17 protein-coding genes, 1 tRNA gene and 1 riboswitch are annotated in these 16,678 nt (G+C 69.2%); of the genes, 10 read left to right on the top strand and 8 right to left on the bottom strand.

From position 1 onward, the window contains the following. Positions 1 to 74: 74 nt before the first annotated feature. A complete protein-coding gene (locus tag FDZ84_RS18145; RefSeq protein WP_237710550.1) occupies positions 75 to 293 on the top strand; it encodes an antitoxin in 219 nt (72 codons plus the stop codon). Next, positions 280 to 627 carry a type II toxin-antitoxin system PemK/MazF family toxin gene (locus FDZ84_RS18140; RefSeq protein WP_168586884.1) on the top strand — a complete coding sequence of 116 codons (348 nt, stop codon included), beginning with the start codon at positions 280 to 282 and terminating at the stop codon, positions 625 to 627. Before FDZ84_RS18145 ends, FDZ84_RS18140 begins: the two co-directional genes overlap by 14 nt. Before the next feature lie 21 nt (positions 628 to 648). Here the strand turns inward: FDZ84_RS18140 and FDZ84_RS18135 are convergent, their stop codons facing one another. From FDZ84_RS18135 to FDZ84_RS18110, 5 genes are all read right to left on the bottom strand, one after another. Then, complete coding sequence (locus tag FDZ84_RS18135) at positions 649 to 1,584, bottom strand: heme o synthase (RefSeq protein ID WP_168586883.1); 936 nt, start codon at positions 1,582 to 1,584, stop codon at positions 649 to 651. Further along, positions 1,584 to 1,979: a DUF3817 domain-containing protein gene (locus FDZ84_RS18130; RefSeq protein WP_168586882.1), complete on the bottom strand. Its 396-nt coding sequence runs from the start codon at positions 1,977 to 1,979 to the stop codon at positions 1,584 to 1,586. Before FDZ84_RS18130 ends, FDZ84_RS18135 begins: the two co-directional genes overlap by 1 nt. Positions 1,980 to 2,296: 317 nt before the next feature. After that, entirely contained in the window at positions 2,297 to 3,391 is a 1,095-nt protein-coding gene (locus FDZ84_RS18125; protein ID WP_168586881.1) for an LLM class flavin-dependent oxidoreductase, read from the bottom strand. A 250-nt stretch (positions 3,392 to 3,641) separates the two neighbouring features. Then, positions 3,642 to 3,830 (bottom strand): MbtH family protein, encoded by a 189-nt coding sequence (locus FDZ84_RS18115; RefSeq protein WP_168586880.1) that lies wholly within the window; start codon positions 3,828 to 3,830, stop codon positions 3,642 to 3,644. A gap of 141 nt (positions 3,831 to 3,971) precedes the next feature. Beyond that, positions 3,972 to 6,992 carry an amino acid adenylation domain-containing protein gene (locus FDZ84_RS18110; protein WP_246869081.1) on the bottom strand — a complete coding sequence of 1,007 codons (3,021 nt, stop codon included), beginning with the start codon at positions 6,990 to 6,992 and terminating at the stop codon, positions 3,972 to 3,974. Between the two features lie 653 nt (positions 6,993 to 7,645). On the opposite strand from FDZ84_RS18110, the gene FDZ84_RS18105 reads away from it, so the two are divergent. Next, on the top strand, positions 7,646 to 8,608 hold the full coding sequence (locus tag FDZ84_RS18105; RefSeq protein ID WP_168586879.1) for a hypothetical protein: 963 nt from the start codon (positions 7,646 to 7,648) through the stop codon (positions 8,606 to 8,608). Positions 8,609 to 8,620: 12 nt separating this feature from the next. Continuing rightward, on the top strand, positions 8,621 to 9,064 hold the full coding sequence (locus FDZ84_RS18100; protein WP_168586878.1) for a hypothetical protein: 444 nt from the start codon (positions 8,621 to 8,623) through the stop codon (positions 9,062 to 9,064). A gap of 177 nt (positions 9,065 to 9,241) precedes the next feature. Here the strand turns inward: FDZ84_RS18100 and FDZ84_RS18095 are convergent, their stop codons facing one another. Then, entirely contained in the window at positions 9,242 to 9,424 is a 183-nt protein-coding gene (locus FDZ84_RS18095) for a DUF2218 domain-containing protein (RefSeq protein ID WP_246869080.1), read from the bottom strand. A gap of 117 nt (positions 9,425 to 9,541) precedes the next feature. On the opposite strand from FDZ84_RS18095, the gene FDZ84_RS18090 reads away from it, so the two are divergent. Further along, the gene (locus tag FDZ84_RS18090) at positions 9,542 to 10,657 is read left to right on the top strand and encodes a polysaccharide pyruvyl transferase family protein (protein WP_168586877.1); all 1,116 of its coding nucleotides are present in this window, start codon (positions 9,542 to 9,544) and stop codon (positions 10,655 to 10,657) included. Between the two features lie 291 nt (positions 10,658 to 10,948). Here FDZ84_RS18090 and tenA read toward each other — a convergent pair whose 3' ends face one another. Both tenA and thiD read right to left on the bottom strand, forming a co-directional pair. Then, positions 10,949 to 11,659: a thiaminase II gene (gene tenA, locus FDZ84_RS18085; protein ID WP_168586876.1), complete on the bottom strand. Its 711-nt coding sequence runs from the start codon at positions 11,657 to 11,659 to the stop codon at positions 10,949 to 10,951. A 101-nt stretch (positions 11,660 to 11,760) separates the two neighbouring features. Then, the gene (gene thiD, locus FDZ84_RS18080; protein ID WP_168586875.1) at positions 11,761 to 12,558 is read right to left on the bottom strand and encodes a bifunctional hydroxymethylpyrimidine kinase/phosphomethylpyrimidine kinase; all 798 of its coding nucleotides are present in this window, start codon (positions 12,556 to 12,558) and stop codon (positions 11,761 to 11,763) included. Then, positions 12,546 to 12,641, bottom strand: a riboswitch (TPP riboswitch). Its footprint overlaps the gene before it by 13 nt. 167 nt (positions 12,642 to 12,808) lie before the next feature. Between thiD and FDZ84_RS18075 the strand changes: the two genes are divergently transcribed. The 5 genes from FDZ84_RS18075 (at position 12,809) to FDZ84_RS18055 (ending at position 16,614) form a co-directional block, all read left to right on the top strand. After that, positions 12,809 to 13,552, top strand: a complete 744-nt coding sequence (locus tag FDZ84_RS18075; protein ID WP_210435604.1) for a hypothetical protein — start codon at positions 12,809 to 12,811, stop codon at positions 13,550 to 13,552. Between the two features lie 104 nt (positions 13,553 to 13,656). Beyond that, entirely contained in the window at positions 13,657 to 13,956 is a 300-nt protein-coding gene (locus tag FDZ84_RS18070; protein ID WP_246869302.1) for a hypothetical protein, read from the top strand. 124 nt (positions 13,957 to 14,080) lie between these two features. After that, a complete protein-coding gene (locus tag FDZ84_RS18065; RefSeq protein ID WP_168586874.1) occupies positions 14,081 to 15,718 on the top strand; it encodes an AMP-binding protein in 1,638 nt (545 codons plus the stop codon). Positions 15,719 to 15,766: 48 nt separating this feature from the next. Then, positions 15,767 to 16,429, top strand: coding sequence for an oligoribonuclease (gene orn, locus FDZ84_RS18060; protein WP_168586873.1), 663 nt, complete (start codon positions 15,767 to 15,769; stop codon positions 16,427 to 16,429). Positions 16,430 to 16,541: 112 nt separating this feature from the next. After that, positions 16,542 to 16,614, top strand: a tRNA-His gene (locus FDZ84_RS18055). Positions 16,615 to 16,678: the final 64 nt, after the last annotated feature.

The raw sequence follows: 16,678 nt of genomic DNA, 5'->3' as shown, positions 1-16,678 counted from the left end.
CGGGCATCTACCAGGCAAAACAGCGGTATGACCGCGGGTGGTAGCGCGGGTAGCATCGCGGTATGAAGGTGAGTGTGAGCCTGACCGACGAAGACGTCACCTTCGTCGACGAGTACGCCCAGCAGATCGGCGCGCCATCGCGGTCGGCAGTAATCCATCAGGCGATCAACCTGCTGCGCAACGCCGGCCTGGAAGACGCCTACGCCAGCGCCTGGGAGGAGTGGGACGGCAGCGCCGACGCGCAACTGTGGGACGCGACTGCCGCCGACGGAATCGCCGATGCGCCGCGGTGACCTCTACTGGGTCGACTTCGAACCCATCCGCGGCTCGGAAGCCAACAAGACCCGCCCCGCGGTCGTCATCAGCAACGACGCCGCGAACCGCGGCGCCCAGCGGGCCGGGCGAGGAGTGATCACCGTCGTGCCGGTGACCTCCAACATCGACCGCGTGCACCCGTTCCAGGTGCTCCTGCGGGCCGCCGAATGCGGCCTGCCCAACGACTCGAAAGCCCAGGCCGAGCAGGTCCGGGCGGTCGCGGTCAACCGCATCGGCAACCGCATCGGAACCTTGCCGCAGAACACCCTCGCCAAGCTCGAGAGCGCCCTCCGACTCCACCTCCGCCTATAGTCGACGGCGATGGGTGCCGTTTCAGCCCAGCACGGGCAGACCGACGGCGGCGTCCACCGCGATGGCCACGAACAGCAGCGCCAGGTACGAGTTCGACAGGTGGAAGAGCTTCATCGGGTTGAAGGCCTGGCCGTTGCGCACCGCCGCGTGCAGCCGCTGCGCGACGATCAGGAACGCCGCCCCGCCGAGCACCGCGAACGCCACGTACACCCAGCTCGTCACCGGCACCAGCAGCAACGTGCAGCCCACGGTGGCCCAGCTGTAGGCCAGGATCCGCGCCGACACCTGCCGCGCGGTGGCGACCACCGGCAGCATCGGCACCCCGGCACGCGCGTAGTCGTCCTTGTACTTCATGGCCAGCGACCAGAAGTGCGGCGGCGTCCACAGGAACACCACACCGAACATCACCAGCGCGGGCCACTCCACCTTGCCGGTGACGGCGGCCCACCCGACCACCACGGGCATGCAGCCGGCCGCGCCGCCCCACACGATGTTCTGCGAGGTCCGGCGCTTGAGCACCAGCGTGTAGACGAAGACGTAGAACAGCAGCGCGGCCGTGGCGAGGATCGCAGCCAGCAGGTTCGCGCCCAGCCACAGCACGGCGAACGACACCACGCCGAGCACGATGCCGAAGACCAGCGCGTTGCGGCGCGGCACCTCGTAGCGCACCAGCGGGCGCTTCTTGGTCCGGTTCATCACCGCGTCGATGTCGGAGTCCGCGACGCAGTTGAGGGCGTTGGCGCTACCGGCGGACATGGCACCGCCGACCAGCGTCACGATGACCAGCCACAACGATGGGACACCGCGCTGCGCGAGGAACATCGCGGGAATCGTGGTGACAAGCAGCAGCTCGATGACGCGCGGCTTGGTCAAGGCCAGGTAGGCGGCCACCACGCCGCGACGACGACCGGCGGCCGGCGCGGGCTGCGAAGTGGCGGATTCCGGAGCTGCTGTCATTAGGCGTGCGATTCCTCCGACTTCGCGACGCTGCGCGGCGCGGTGATCGGCTTGCCCGCCAATCGCAGCTCGTGCCAGTGCGTCACCTTGCGCTCGGCGACGAACGCGCCGAACGGGATCGTGCCGGCCAGCAGCACCAGCAGCATCCGGCCGATCGGTGCGCGGAGCTGGGTGGTGGCGACCACTGCGACGAGCAGGTACACCATGTACAACCACCCGTGCGCCACGCCGATCCGGAAGGTCCACGTCTCACCGAGTTGCTGGGTCGAGGAACCCTCCGACCACAAACCGACGTAGTGGCCGTACTTGAGCACCATCGCGGCGCACAGGAGGATCAACAGCACCGCGGTGACGTACGCCATGATCCGGTAGAAGGCCAGCACACCAGGCTTCACGCCAATCCCTCAATCCCGCCTCGTGCCTAGAAAGACCGGTGTCAATAGACCGTACGCCACGGGTCCGAGCGCCTGCGCCGGACCTCGGCCAAGAGTGGCGGCGCACACCTTGAGAACTTGTTCTAGTGACCAATTTGCGTAGGTGGTCCCGTAGCGGAACCTCAGACGCCCCCTCGGTCCGGCAATCCCCGACTCATGCATGCCCAAACGCCACGCTGGGGGCTGTGTTCCCGAGACTACCCCCGAAAACCCGCGGGTGGTCACCTCGCATGCGCGGGCCAGGCGGCTTCGCCAGTTCAAGAACAACTGGCGAGCGGCTAGATCATCCGGTACGCCTTGGCGATCAGTTCGAACGAGTGCAGCTTGCTGTCCCGGTCCGGCACATTCGCGGTGAGCATCAGCTCGTCGACTCCGGTGCGTTCGCGCAGCTCGTCGAGCCCGGCCCGGACGGACTCCGGAGCGCCGTAGACGGCGTCTGCCAGCCAGCTGTCTACGAAGCTCTGCTCCAGCTCGGTGTACGGGTACTCGCGGGCCTCCCGGCGGGTCGGCTGCTTGCCGGGCATACCCCGCCGCAGCCGCAGCATGCTCAGCGCGACGGGCCGGATGATGTCCAGCGCTTCCTCGTCGGTGTCGGCCGCGACGGCCTGCACACCGATCAGCGCGTACGGCTCGGCCAGCACTTCCGAGGGCTGGAAGGACTGCCGGTAGAGCTGCAGCGCGGGCAGCGTGTTCTGCGCGCTGAAGTGGTGCGCGAAAGCGAATGGCAGGCCGAGGGCGCCGGCCAGTTGCGCGCTGAAGCCGCTGGAACCGAGCAGCCACACCGGCGGCATGGGGCCGTGCGGCACGGACTGGATCGCGGCGTACGGGTGGTCGACCGGGAAGTCGTCGTCGAGGAAGGCGATCAGTTCGCCGAGCTGCTGCGGGAAGTCGTCGGCGGACAGCAGCCCGGTGGTGCGCCGCAGGGCCCGGGCGGTGGCCTGGTCGGTGCCGGGTGCGCGGCCGACGCCGAGGTCGATGCGGCCGGGGTGCAGCGCCTGCAGGGTGCCGAACTGCTCGGCGACGACGAGCGGCGCGTGGTTCGGCAGCATCACGCCGCCGGAGCCCAGGCGCAGGGTGGTGGTGTGCGCGGCGAGGTGCGCGATCACCACGGCGGGCGCGGAGCTGGCGATGCCGGGCATGCCGTGGTGCTCGGCGACCCACAGCCGGTGGAACCCCCACCGCTCGACGCTGCGGGCGAGCTCGGTGGTGGTGCGCAGGGCGTCCGAAGGGCTGTGCTCGACGCCGACGGTGGACAGGTCGAGCACCGACAACGCCACGGGCGAGTCGCCACGGGCCAGGCCCTTGATCGGGTCGTCCTGCTCTGCAGTCGCGCTGCCCGACTCGGTGTGCTCCGGGGACGCATCAGTTTCCATCGGTGCCTACAACCGCACCCGGCCGTACATCATTCCCGCTGTGCCCGCGATTACAAGACCCGCGGTTTCAGTTTCTCATTTGTAGCCGACGTCGACCGCCGAGGTGGCGCTTGGCGGCACGGCGGACTCGGCGCCGATGGCCGGCAGCGCCACGTTGACGATCGTGGCATCCATGCCGTTCATGAACATCGCCGCACGTAGCAGACGCACACGGCCGCCTGCGGGCGCACGCCGCGGAGCAACACCACCATCAGCACGCGGGCCGCATGTCGGTCCAGTTCACCTCGATGTGGTCCACGCAGGACTCCCGGTCGGCCGGGCCGTGCGCGATGGTCCACCCGGCGGGCACGGCGATCGCGGCGGGCCACAGCGAGTACTGGTCCTGCTCGTTGATCAGCGCGTAGTACTCCGCGGCCGGATCTTCGAACGGGTTCGTCATCGTCGTGCTCCTTCATTGTTCGCCCAACACCCACCGTGTCCCCCAACCCGGAAGGGGCGCAATTTCGCGAGAAATTGACGTTCACCCGGGTGACGGTCAATTTCTCGCGAAATTGGCACCCCGGTCACCGGGCGGCCCCGGTCACCGGGCGGCCCCGGTCAAGGCCGGGTCGACGATCGCGGCGATCTCGGCGAGCGGGCCGCATTGCGTCATGTCCTTGTGCTCGCAGGCGATGTCGTGGTTGTGCACCGTGCCGTCGACGTACGGCTGCCACATGTGCGCGGTCAGCGAGGGCTTGGCCGGGTTGACCGTGGCGGTGAAGAACAGCACGTCGCCCTGGAACTTGTCGTGGACCGCCTCGTTCTCCAGCACCGCGCAGTTGGCGAAGTTGTCGATGATCGCCGTGATGCTGTGCTCTTCGAGGTTCGCCAGCGCGGTGCCCTCGGCAGACAGGATCTCCATCACGTCGGCCCTGGTCAGCGTCCCCTCCCCGAGCTCCGCGAGGTCGTAGCCGGCCATGTAGAGCAGCGCCTTCAGCGCCTCCTCCTTGGCCGGCAACACGTCCCACACGTCGTTCGGGTAGGAGTCGAGCATGCACAGGAACCGCACTTCCTCGCCCTGCGCCTGCAGCTGGGTGCTCATCTCGTGGGCGACGACGCCGCCGAAGGACCAGCCGAGGAAGTAGTACGGCCCGTACGGCTGCACCTGCCGGATGTGCTCCAGGTATTCGGCGGCCATCTCGGGCAGGCTCCCCGCGACGGGCTTCGGCTCCGCGAGCCCGCGCGACTGGATGCCGTAGATCGGCCGCGCGGCGTCGATGTGCTTGAGCAGCCCGGAGAACGGCCACGCCAGCCCCGCCGCCGGGTGCACGCAGAACAGCGGTTCCTTGCTGCCCTCGGTGCGCAGCGGCAGCAAGATTTCCAGAGCGTCGCGCGAACCGTAGGACGGCAGCCGGTCCGCCAGGTGCGCACGCAGTTCGCTCGGCTCTGCCGCACCGACGGGGTAACCGATCAGTCGCTTGTCGCCGGGCTGGTCCTCGCGCACCACGACGGCGGCCTGCCGCACCTGCGGATGCGCCGCCAGGTTCGTCTCGATCTCGCCGAGCTCGATGCGGAACCCGCGCACCTTGACCTGCTGGCCGGCGCGGCCGACGAACTCGATGCCGCCGTCCGCCCGCCACCGGCCCAGGTCGCCGGAGCGGTACATCCGGGTCCCCGGCGCGCCGTGCGGGTCCGCGACGAACCGCTGCGCGGTCAGCCCGCGCTTCCCCAGGTAGCCCCGGGCCAGGCCTTCGCCTGCCACGTACAGCTCCCCGACCACGCCTGGCGGCACCGGCTGCAGCAGTCCGTCGAGCAGGTACACCCGCAGGTCGGGAATGCCGCGGCCGATCAGGCTGCCGTCGCGGCGGGCGACCGCCTCGCGGTCGAGCTCCACATAGGACACGTGCACGGTGGCCTCGGTGATCCCGTACATGTTGATCAACTTCGGCGTCTCGGGGTGCCGGTCGTACCAGTCGTCCAACCTGTACAGTTCCAGCGCTTCGCCGCCGAAGATGACGTACCGCAGCGCCAGCTCGGTGCCCGGCGCCTCCCGATCGGCCTGGCTGAGCTGGTAGAACGCCGAAGGCGTCTGGTTGAGCACGGTCACGCGCTCGCGGGCGAGCAGCCGCAGGAACTCCTGCGGCGACCGGCTGACCTCGTGCGACACCACCACCAACCGGCCGCCGTGCAGCAGCGCGCCCCATAGCTCCCACACCGAGAAGTCGAACGCGTGGGAGTGGAACAACGTCCAGACGTCGTTGCCGTCGAAGGAGAACCACGGTTCGGTCGCGCTGAACAGCCGGACCACGTTGTGGTGCGGGATCGACACGCCCCTGGGCTGCCCTGTCGAGGTAGACGTGTAGATCACGTAGGCGGCGTGCTCGGAGGTCAGCGGTCCCCGCTCGCCGGCCTTCGGATCGCGTTGCGAGTGCCGGGAGATCTCCTCGGCCTCGACCGGATCGTCCAGCAGGATGCGGGTGATCCCGTCCGGCAGCCGGGCCGCGTGCTCGGCGTCGCTGATCAGCAAGGCCGGCTGCGCGTCCCCGATCACATAGTTCCGCTCGGCCGGATGCCCCGGGTCCAGCGGCAGGTACGCGGCACCGGCCTTCAGCACCGCCAGCAGCGCCACCACCAGTTCTACGGATCTCGGCAGCGCCAGCGCGACCAGTTGCTCCGGCCCGACGCCGTGGTCGATCAGGTGGTGCGCGAGCTGGTTGGCCCGCGCGTCGAGCTCGGCGTAGGTGAGGTTCTGCTCGCCGAAGGTGACCGCGACTGAATCCGGGGTGCGCTGGGCCTGCTCCTCGAACAGTTGCGGCAGCGGCGCCGCCGGGGGCGCGCCGACATCGGCGATCGGCGCGTTCCACTCGTTCAGGATCCGGTCGCGCTCTTCGGCCGAGAGCAGGTCGATCCGGCCGACCGGGGTGTCCCCGGCGCAGTCCGAGAACTCCTGGAGGAACCGCAGGAACCGCTCGCGGTGCGCGGTCAGCTCGGCCTCGCCGTAGCGCTCGGGGTTGGCGTCGAACTCGAAGCGCAGGTCGCCGCCGGAGTTGTGCACCTCGATGGTCAGGTCGTCGACCGGCCCGGCCGCGAGCTTGTGCACGGTCGCCGGGCTGTCGCCGAAGGTGAGCTCGTGGTCGAGGGACCTGATGTTGATCACCGGCCCGGACAGCGGCCGGTCCGAGCTCAGCAGCTTCGGGTCGCGGCGCAGGTCTTCGCTGCGGTAGTTCTGCTGCCTGCGCACCTGCCGCATAGCCTTGACGACCTGCGTGATCAGCTCCGCGCGCGTGGTGTCCGGGGCGATCCGCAGCCGCAGCGGCAGCACGTTGACGACCATGCCGGGCACCCGCGGCGCAGCCGACCCGAGCGGGCCCATCACCGGCAGTCCGAGCACGACGTCGGTGGCCCCGGTCAACCGGTGCAGGTAGGCGCCCAAGGCGGCGATGAGCGCGTCGGACCAGATCGCCCGGCTTCCGGTCGCGGTGAGGGCCAGGGCATCGGCCGCGCCGGAGGCGTCGGCCTGGCGGTGGAAGGTGGGCGCGGTGGCGCTCGAATCTCCGGCCAGCGACGCGACATCCGGCCGCGCGGCGGACAACGGCAACTGCTCGTCAGCACGACCCGGCATCGTTCTCCCCACGATCAACAAGATAAGTAAGGCTTACCTTACTTATGATCCGATCCGGAGTACAGCTGCTGACCGCATCGACCGACGTGGGACTACTCACCCGGCGCGGAGCGGCCAAACAGCATCAGCGCGGAATTCTTGTTCGGCAACCCCACTTCCGCAGCTCGCCCGGACCCCGCCTTGCCGAACACGCCCACCGAAGATCCATTGTGGACGCCGGGCTCAGCGACGCCCCGGCCGCAGTCCGGAACCGTTGAGCGCGGCGAATCGGTCAGCCTCGGGCTGATCAACCAGTGCCGCACCAGCCATTCCGCGTCCGGATACGCCTCGGCGATGGGCCGCAGCCGATCTGTGAGGTCGGCGATCAGGTCCGTGTCCGTGAGCGGAGCCTAACCTAACCACTCGATCTCGTGACAGTGCTTCACACCACTGCCGTACCCGCCCCGATCGGCCCGGGTGTCACCCGGCGAACGAAACGAGCACAGTGGACGAACCCGTGTCACGATCGCTGAGCGCAAGGCGACTGTTTGATCGCCTGGTCATCAGCACCTGATCCGGTGATGATCGTTGTTTTCCGCTGGGCGAACCCGCACCATCGCCCCTACTCTCCGACCTATCGAATCGGCCCAGACCGTCCGGAGAGGAGTTCACCAATGGAAGACGCCGACTCCATCGTGCCGCTCCGGCCGGGATTCGACATCCAGGTGCGCGGCTTCAACCGCCACCAGGTCATCGAACACCTGGAACTGCTGGAGGACCAGCTGCGCCTGGTCACCATCGACCGCAACGAGGCCGCGCAGCTCAACTCCGACCTCCGCAAGCTCTGCGACGACACCCGCCGCAACCTCGACGCCGCCGAGCAGCGGCTCAAGCAGATCGAGTCCTCCGACACCGGGCTGCCCGCCGCCTCCCAGCGGGTGCAGAACATGCTCTCGATCGCCGAAGAAGAGGTGCAGACCCTGCGCGACCAGGCGAGGAGGCAGGCCGAGATCATCCGGGGCACGGCGGAAACCGAGGCGCGCGAGCTGCTCAACGAGGCCCAGCGAGCCGCCACCGAGCTGCGCAACGAGTGCGGCGAGCTGGTCACCGACGTCGAGGAGCGACGCGCGCGGCTGCACCGCGAGCACGACCAGAAGGTCAGCGACCTGCGCTCCCGGGAACAGCGGCTGCGGCAGGACATCCGCAACGAGTACAAGCGGACCATGTCGGCCGCCCAGGACGAAGCCGACCAGCTGATCGACCAGACCCGGCGGCAGTGCGGCCAGTGGGACGCCGAGACCGAGCAGCAGCGGTTGGAAGCCCTGGAAGAGATCCGCACCAAGCAGCTCCGGCTGGAGGAGCTGCGCAGTTCGGTCCTGTCCGCAATGGACAAGGCTCAGCACCTGCTGGACCAGTCCGTCGCGGAACTGCGCGACCCGGTTCCGGACATCGCCGACGACATCGACCAGATCACGCGGGACCGGCATGTCGAGCAGGTGGAGCGGATCAAGCAGGTCGAACAGCAGCCGGTGCGGCTGCCCGAACAGCGCGACGACGCGCAGACCTACACCATTCCCATCGAGCGGCCGCACACCAACGGCGCCGCCCCGCAGACAGGCCCCGCCAGACAGAACTGATCGGAGCTACTCGTGGATCTGCTCGTGCTGATGTTCGTCACCGGTTTCGCATTGGCCACGCTGATCTTCTGGCCGCTGCTCAACCGCGCGAACCGACGCCTCGCCGAGAGCGGCATCGCCGAACCAGCGACCGCCCCGAAGGGCAGGCACGCGCTGCGCACCCCGGCCGCCCCGGTCAAGCCGGCGACGCCGACGGTCATCCCCCGGCGGCCGAGCACCGACAACCAGCCATCGGCGACCGAACACGAACCCGAAACCGGGTCCGACGCAGAAACCAGGCCCGAGGCCGAGCCGGAGGCATCCCGGCCGGCGCCGGTCGCACCGCGGCAGCGTCCGGCGGAGCCGGCGGAGGTCCCGCAGCTGCCCACGGACCTGTTCGAGAAGCACTTCGAGGCCAAGTTCAACCGCTCCCGCCAGCGTCTGGCCCGCATCCGCGACGAGATCAGCAAGGAATAGCGAATTCCGGGTCGTTGTGCGAGCCGTGTAGTGGAACCTCAGCTGCCTTCTCGGTCCAGGGTCCCCGACTCATGCATGACGACGCATGAGAACCTGCGGTGGCGCGAGCTGCGCTGGTGGCAGGAAGCGGCTGATGCCGATCGCCAACCTCTGCATGATCATCGCGACTGTTAATACTCAGTCGTTCGACCAGTTGACCTTGAGCTCGTCGCGCTGACCGAAGCGCTCGAGGTGGCGGCCGAGCACGTCCTGCACGCGGTCGAGCACCTCGGCGTTCTCCGCCTCGGCGCGCAGGGCGAGCACATCCGAGTCGTTGACCAGCAGGCAGCTGCCCACGCCGCTGCCGGTAAAGTTAGCCACCCTAATTGGTACGAGCGGTGGCGGTGGGGTGCGAGACGTCACCAAGCACGGCGGTCGGGGCTTCGTCGTTGCTACGTTCGAAAGGGACTCGGCACCCCGAAGGCTGGAGCCCCACCGTTGACGAAGCCCCCCACCATCTACCTCGTCGCCACCACCGGGCACCCGAACTACGGGGACGAACTGATCGCCGCCGCCTGGTTGAAGCACCTGGCACGCGTCGCGCCGGACAGCGAGATCTGGGTGGACTGCCCCAACCCGGGACCGAGCGACGTCCTGCTCGGCCACCTGCATCCGCGGGTCCGGTTCACCGACACCTTATGGCGGCTGTGCTGGGAGGCCCCGTCGGACGGGCCGTGGGAGGTCGCGTCGTTCGTGCAGCACGCGTTCAACAACCCGGGGCTGGCGCCGCGATGGGTGGCCGGCATCGAACTGGCGGCCCGCGCCGACCTGGTGCACATCGTCGGCGGCGGATTCGTCAACGGCATCTGGCCGCGGCACATCGGCCTGCTCGCGGCCGCGGTCGCGGCGACGCGCCGTTCCGGCGGCCGGGCGGTGATGACCGGCCAAGGGCTGTCGCCGGTCGCCGACGAAGCGGAACCGCTGCTGCGCAACCTCGCCGCGCAGTTCGAGGTCGTCGACGTGCGCGACGAGCCGTCGGCGGCGCTGTCCAGCGCCACCTCGCACACCGGCGACGACATGTTCTTCGGGGTCGAACCCGGGATGTACCGGGACGACGACCTGCGCGAGGTCATGGTGTGCCTGCAGTCGGACCTGCTCGACGATTCGGTGCCCGCGCTCGCCGGATTCCTGTTGGACACGCTGGGCGAATGGGGCGTGCGCCCCGAGCAAGTCGGCTTCGTCGAAGGCATCCCACGCGTGGACCGCGAGGTCTTCGCGCTGGTGGAACACGACCTACCGGGCGCCCGCTTCTACCCGTTCTCCGAGATCATGGCCGACGGGCTGCCCGCGGCGGCCGGGCAGCGCTGGCTGTCCAGCCGGTTCCACGTGCACCTGATGGCGGCCGCGGCCGGAGCGCACGGGGTCGCGGTGTCGATCAACTCCGGCTACTACACCAACAAGCACCGGTCGCTGATCGACTGCGGCTCCGGCTGGACGCTCAGCGAAGGCCTGCGGATCCCGGCCATGCCGACCAGCCGTGGATTCGCCGCCAATACGTTGCAGGAACTCAAGCGGGGCAAGGAAGAACTCGCGAAGAAGATCTACGGGGGCTGACCTATTCATCGCCCTCGACGGCATCCTGCTGCTCCCGACGGCGGTCGGCGAGGTAGAACGGCGCAGCCGCTAACACGGGCACCAGCATGCCCATCAGAACAATCAGAATAGAATTGCCCACTGTCGTCGAAACTCCGTCTACGGTGGGAAGAACCCACATCCAAGTCCCCGCCCGGACGGGCGTCTCGCTGGGAGAATCGCTTCGGCTCGCGATTCGTTACGGCCCCGTTCGTGCACCGGATCACACTGGGCCGAAGTGCGTTCCTGCCCACCTTGCAAGGGGTTTCGCGATTAGTTCAGGAATCGCGAAGTCTGCCACTCCTCCTTGATCCAAGCGCTGTTCCAGAACAGCCACTCGTACTCAGTCGCTCGGGTGAACGCGTCGAGCATCCGCTGCCGGGTCTCGGCGTCGGCTCCCTTGGCGACCCGGTCGGTGAGGTCGCGCGCGGTCAGCACCGCCTCGGCGAACTCGTCGTCGGCATAGGTCTGGATCCACGCCCGGTACGGATGATCTTCGGCACCACCGGTGGCTTCCAGGATCGCGGTGCCCACGTGCTGGTACACCCAGAAGCACGGCAGGATCGCCGCCAGCAGCACCGGATACGGCTCGGTCAGCGCGGTCGCCCGCAGGTACGAGGTGTAGGCCAGGCAGGACGGGGACGTGTCGACCCCGGCAATCTCGGCGTCGGTAAGGCCGAACTCCGCGACGTAACCGGCGTGCAGCCGGCGCTCCTCGACCAGTGCGCCCTGGGACGCACCGGCCAAGAACGCCGCGTCCTCGGCGTTGTCGGCCCGCGTCGCGGCGGCCGCCAGCGCCTGCGCGAAACCGACCAGGTAGCGCGCGTCCTGCACGATGTAGAACGCGAACCGGTCGCGGTCCAGGGTGCCGTCGGTGAGCGCGGCGTTGAACGGGTGCTCGACGATCGCCTGCTGCAGATCGGCGGTGTGCGCCCAAGCCTCGGCGCAGAAACCGTCGGCGGGCGGAGCGGGCAGCTTGCTCATCAGAACCTCTCGTAGCTGTCTCGACCTGTGGTGCGGGGCCCCCGTGAGCACTTTTCGGCGCTATGGCAACCAAAAGCGCTCACGACACCGGGGAGCGTCGATCACCACCAGTGGTGGAAGTGGTGCACCGGGCCGTGGCCGTGGCCCACGTCGAGCCGGTCGGAAGCGCGCAGCGCCTCCGTCAGGTACTCCTTGGCCTCGCGCACCGCGTCGAGCCAGTCTGCGCGCTGCGGACGCAGCGCCGCGATCGCGGCCGACAGCGTGCAGCCGGTGCCGTGGTCGTTGGTGGTCACGACGCGCTCGCTGGACAGGAACTCGGCGATCCCTTCGCCGTAGAGCAGGTCCACGCTGGACCGGCCGTCGAGGTGACCGCCCTTTAGCAGCACCTGCTTCGCGCCCAGCCTGGCCAGCCGCTCGGCCTGCGCGGGCATGTCGTTGGGGTCGGTGATCTCCGGCTCGCCCAGCAGATCGGCGGTCTCGGGCAGGTTCGGGGTGATCAGGTCCACGCGCGGCAACAGCTCGTCGCGCAGCACGCTGACCGCCTCCGGCGCGAGCAGCCGGTCACCGCTCTTGGCGACCATCACCGGGTCCAGCACGACGTGCGGCGGCGAGTAGCGGTCGAGGACCCCGATCACCGCGCGGATCACCTCGGCGTTGGCCAGCATGCCGATCTTGACCGCGTCCACCCGCACGTCGTCGAGCAGCGTTACCAGCTGCGCGGTGATGAACTCCGGCGGCACCTCGTGGACCTCGGAAACACCGGTGGTGGTCTGCGCGACCAGCGCGGTGATCACGGACATGCCGTAGGCGCCGTGCGCGGAGAAGGTCTTCAGATCGGCTTGCACACCGGCGCCGCCGCTGGGGTCGGTGCCTGCGATGGTCAGCACATTGGGAACCATGACGTCCCTCCGCTAGTACGAGCTAGGTCAGGTTCAACGGGTCTGTTCTCAGCCCGGCAGCCCAGGCACCCCGCGTCACTGCCACCAACCTAACAACCGGGACCGCCGCGCGACCACGCCCTCGGCGCCCTCAGTCGATCAGGCGCACGGCCGCTCGCCCGGCGCCCGACCCGGCACAGCGATCGAATTCACACCGTGAAGGTCACCACCGGCAGGCCAGGCAACCCTTCGCCGCGGACTAAAGTGGTTGATGATGGAAACCACGACCGATGCCCCGAGTTTCGCCCGTTCCCGCCGGCAGCCCCGGCCGGAGGATCCCGCCCGGATCTGGGCCCCGCTGGCGGACCTGACCGAAGCCGCCGTGGCGGCCGCCGGTTCGGGGACGGTGGCGATCACCCGCGGATTCGACCGCAACAGCAGGCAGCGCGCGAAGGCGCTGCGCGAGTTGCTGAACCGGCGCGACGTCGCCGCGGTCGAAGTGACTCCGGCTCCCGGCAGCGACCGGCTGCTGGCCGACGTCGAGATCACCGCGGTGGTCAACCTGATCGGCGCCGGATCGTGGCAGCCCTACCGGGTGGCCGCCGAACTGCGCGCCCCGGTGCTCGCGCCGAAGCCCGGGGACGGCCCCGCCGAGGAGGTCAAGCGGGACGTGATCGCGCTGGCCGGCGACTCCGGCCAGCGCGACGTCGCGATCTCGCACGTCGCCGTGCGCGCCGAGAACCCCGGTGCCAGCCGGCTGGTCCTGACCTCCGACGGTGAGCAGCTGACGGTGCCCGGCGGTTGGCTGACCATGACGGTGCAGGGCGGCGAGCTGCAGGTCCAGGTCGGCGGCGCGGACTTCCCGGAGCGGACGCTGACCACCCGCGAGATCCGGGTCGAGGCCTTCGACGCGCCGCACCGGCTGGTGCGCGATGAGCTGCCGATCGCCGACTTCGAGGAAGCCGCGGTCACCTTCACCGCCGAACCGAACGGCCTGGTGGTCCGCCCGGTCTGAAGACCGGCCGACCCCGCCCGTGTCCGCAGTTTCAATTGAAATTGCGGACACTCTGCGTATCGGTTCCCCTTACCAGGGGTAAACCTGAAGTTTTCGGGTGGCTTATGCGCAGAACCGCCGTCACGGTGCGCGTCCAGCTGCGTCCCTCGATCAACAACCGCGCGCGGGAGGCAGAGCGCGCGGACTGCAACAGGGAGGCTGGGAACGTGGAGCCCGCCAGGCAGTGGCACGTGAGCTGCCGCGATGTCGCCGGCAGACGTCGTGACATGTCGGTGTTGATCAACCAGGGGAACGTGGTGGTGATCGCTCCAGCGGGCGAGACCGCGGTGCTTTCCCCGCTGGAGGTCGGCAGACTTCGCGCTGCCCTGCGCGACGCGATCGTGGTGGCCGCCGCAATGGAATGAATCCCCTCGTGAGCGCGGTGGCTGGCGGTCCGTCCGCCGCCGCGCTCACGATCGCAGTCTTCCCCCGCAAGTCCGCTCGCGGCATCATCCACTCCCGGTAGCCTGGCAACCGAGAGGTGACTGCGTGAGCACGTTCTGGCAACGATCAGTCGCGCTGCTCCGGCGCGGGACGTCGGGCCTGCACACGGTGTCCGTCCTGACCAAGCAGGGCGTGATCAGCCCGCTTCGGCCGGACAAGCTGCTGCGCATCGTCCTCGCCTGGCGCCGCTGGGGCATCACCCCGCCGCTGGGCTTCGCCGTCGGCGCGGTGCGCCACGCCGACCGCCCGGCCGTGATCGACGAGCGTGGCGCGCTCAGCTACGCCGAGCTCTCGCAACGCACCACCCGGCTCGCCAACGGCCTGCGCAACCGGGTTCCCCGAGGCACCCGGATCGGCGTGCTGTGCCACAACCACCACGGGCCGATCGAGACGATCGTCGCCGCCGCCAAGCTCGGCATAGACGTGGTTCTGCTCAACACGGGCCTGAGCACCCCGCTGCTCGCCAACGTGATCGCCGAGCAGCGGGTCGGCCTGCTGGTCCTGGACGCCGAATACCGCGCCCACCTGCCGGACCTGCCCGAAGACGTCGAAGCCGTGCTGGCGTGGACCGAAGGCACCACCCGGCACGACACGCTGGAGCACCTGATCGCCACGTCCTCGGCCAAGCACTTGCCCCGGCCGAAGCGGCACTCCCGGATGATCGTGCTCACCTCCGGCACCACCGGAACCCCGAAGGGCGCCCGCCGCCCCGATCCGCCGGGGCTCGCGCCCGCGGCGTCGATCCTGTCCCGCGTGCCGCTGCGCAACGGGGACCGGATCTTGGTCAGCGCACCGCTGTTCCACACCTGGGGCCTCGCCGCGTTCCAGCTCGGCTCCGTGCTCGGCGCGACGCTGGTGCTGCGCCGCCGGTTCGACCCCGAGCAGTCGCTCGGCGCGGTGCAGCGCAACCGGTGCACATCGATGTTCATGGTGCCGGTGATGCTCCAGCGCATCCTCGAGCTCCCCGAACGGGTCCGCGACGATTACGACCACAGCACGTTGCGCGTCGTGGCGAGCAGCGGCTCTGCGCTGCCCGCCGACCTGGCCACCAGGTTCCAGCGCGCCTTCGGGCCGGTGCTCTACAACCTCTACGGCTCCACCGAGGTGTCCTGGGTCAGCATCGCGACACCGCACGACCTGCGCGCCGCCCCGGGCACGGCGGGCCGACCGCCGCGCGGGACGACGGTGCGCATCCTCGGCGATGACGGAACCCCGGTGCGCCGCGGTGCGACCGGGCGGATCTTCGCCGGCAACGACATGCTCTTCGAGGGCTACACCAACGGCAGCAGCCGGGAGACCCACGACGGCCTGATGTCGACCGGAGACCTCGGGCGGTTCGACGCCGCCGCGCGGTTGTTCGTCGTCGGCCGCGAAGACGACATGATCATCGCTGGCGGCGAGAACGTCTACCCCAAGGAGACCGAGGACGTCATCGCCGGCCTGCCGGAGGTGTCCGAGGCCGCCGTCATCGGAGTCGACGACGCCGAGTTCGGGCAGCGGCTAGCGGCGTTCGTGGTGCTCCGAGCCGACGGCCGCCTAGACGCCGAGCAGCTGCGTGAGCGGGTCCGTGGCCGGTTGCCGAAATTCGCCATGCCCCGCGATGTGGTGTTCCTCGACGAGCTGCCGCGCAACGCCACCGGCAAGGTCGTGCCTCGCGAACTGCTCGCCCGCTTGGACGCCTGACCGGCAGGGCCGCACGATCACCCCTCGTGTCGAGTTAGGCTGCCTCGGGTGAACGACCGTCTAGTGTGGATCGACTGCGAAATGACCGGTCTCGATCTCGGCAAGGACGCGCTGATCGAGATCGCCGCCCTGGTCACCGATGCCGACCTCAACATCCTCGGCGAAGGCGTGGACATCGTTATCCACGCCGACGAGGAGAAGCTCGCCGGAATGCCCGACGTGGTCCGCGAGATGCACGACCGCTCCGGGCTTACCGAAGAGGTACGCCGCTCCACGGTGACGCTCGAAGAGGCCGAACAGCGCGTGCTGGACTACATCCGCCAGTACGTGCCCGACGGCCGGTCCGCGCCGCTGGCCGGCAACTCGATCGCCACCGACCGTGGCTTCATCTCCCGCGACATGCCGCGGCTGGACGCCCACCTGCACTACCGGATGGTCGACGTGTCGTCCATCAAGGAGCTGTGCCGCCGCTGGTACCCGCGCATCTACTACGCGCAGCCGGAGAAGGGCCTCGCCCACCGCGCGCTCGCCGACATCCGGGAGTCCATCCGCGAGCTCGCCTACTACCGGCGGACCGCGTTCGTCCCGCAGCCGGGGCCGACCAGCGAACAGGCCCAGGCGGTGGCGGCCGAACTGCTCGACGGCGATGGCGTCGGCGGCACTGAGAAGGCCCGCGAGGAGTCCGGCCAGAACCCGGAATCCGGCCGCTGACCAGCGCGCTCCGGATAAACCGGAGCCGGTGGAAAACCGGGTGACGGCGCACGCTACGATATGAGCGTTGCTCCGGCAAGGGTGCCCGAGAGGGTTAGTCTGAGCGGCCACGGTGGGTGTAGCTCAGTCGGTAGAGCACTGGGTTGTGGTCCCAGGTGTCGCGGGTTCGATTCCCGTCACTCACCCGATGAAGAAAGGCCCCGTTCCAGTTGGAACGGGGCCTTTCTTCATCATCGTCCTGGTGGCCGC

The organism is Saccharopolyspora sp. ASAGF58, from assembly GCF_012277335.1.
GTDB classification, from domain to species: Bacteria; Actinomycetota; Actinomycetes; order Mycobacteriales; family Pseudonocardiaceae; genus Saccharopolyspora; species Saccharopolyspora hattusasensis.
The sequence above is the reverse complement of the archived record's forward strand: the minus strand, read 5'-3'. Positions and strand labels throughout refer to the sequence as shown.

Excerpts from the sequence above, each read along its gene's own strand:
- FDZ84_RS18140 (WP_168586884.1), top strand. The coding sequence starts at position 280 with ATGCGCCGCGGTGACCTCTACTGGGTCGACTTCGAACCCATCCGCGGC.
- FDZ84_RS18135 (WP_168586883.1), bottom strand. The coding sequence starts at position 1,584 with ATGACAGCAGCTCCGGAATCCGCCACTTCGCAGCCCGCGCCGGCCGCC.
- FDZ84_RS18125 (WP_168586881.1), bottom strand. The coding sequence starts at position 3,391 with ATGGAAACTGATGCGTCCCCGGAGCACACCGAGTCGGGCAGCGCGACT.
- FDZ84_RS18115 (WP_168586880.1), bottom strand. The coding sequence starts at position 3,830 with ATGACGAACCCGTTCGAAGATCCGGCCGCGGAGTACTACGCGCTGATC.
- FDZ84_RS18110 (WP_246869081.1), bottom strand. The coding sequence starts at position 6,992 with ATGCCGGGTCGTGCTGACGAGCAGTTGCCGTTGTCCGCCGCGCGGCCG.
- FDZ84_RS18105 (WP_168586879.1), top strand. The coding sequence starts at position 7,646 with ATGGAAGACGCCGACTCCATCGTGCCGCTCCGGCCGGGATTCGACATC.
- tenA (WP_168586876.1), bottom strand. The coding sequence starts at position 11,659 with ATGAGCAAGCTGCCCGCTCCGCCCGCCGACGGTTTCTGCGCCGAGGCT.
- thiD (WP_168586875.1), bottom strand. The coding sequence starts at position 12,558 with ATGGTTCCCAATGTGCTGACCATCGCAGGCACCGACCCCAGCGGCGGC.
- FDZ84_RS18075 (WP_210435604.1), top strand. The coding sequence starts at position 12,809 with ATGATGGAAACCACGACCGATGCCCCGAGTTTCGCCCGTTCCCGCCGG.
- FDZ84_RS18070 (WP_246869302.1), top strand. The coding sequence starts at position 13,657 with ATGCGCAGAACCGCCGTCACGGTGCGCGTCCAGCTGCGTCCCTCGATC.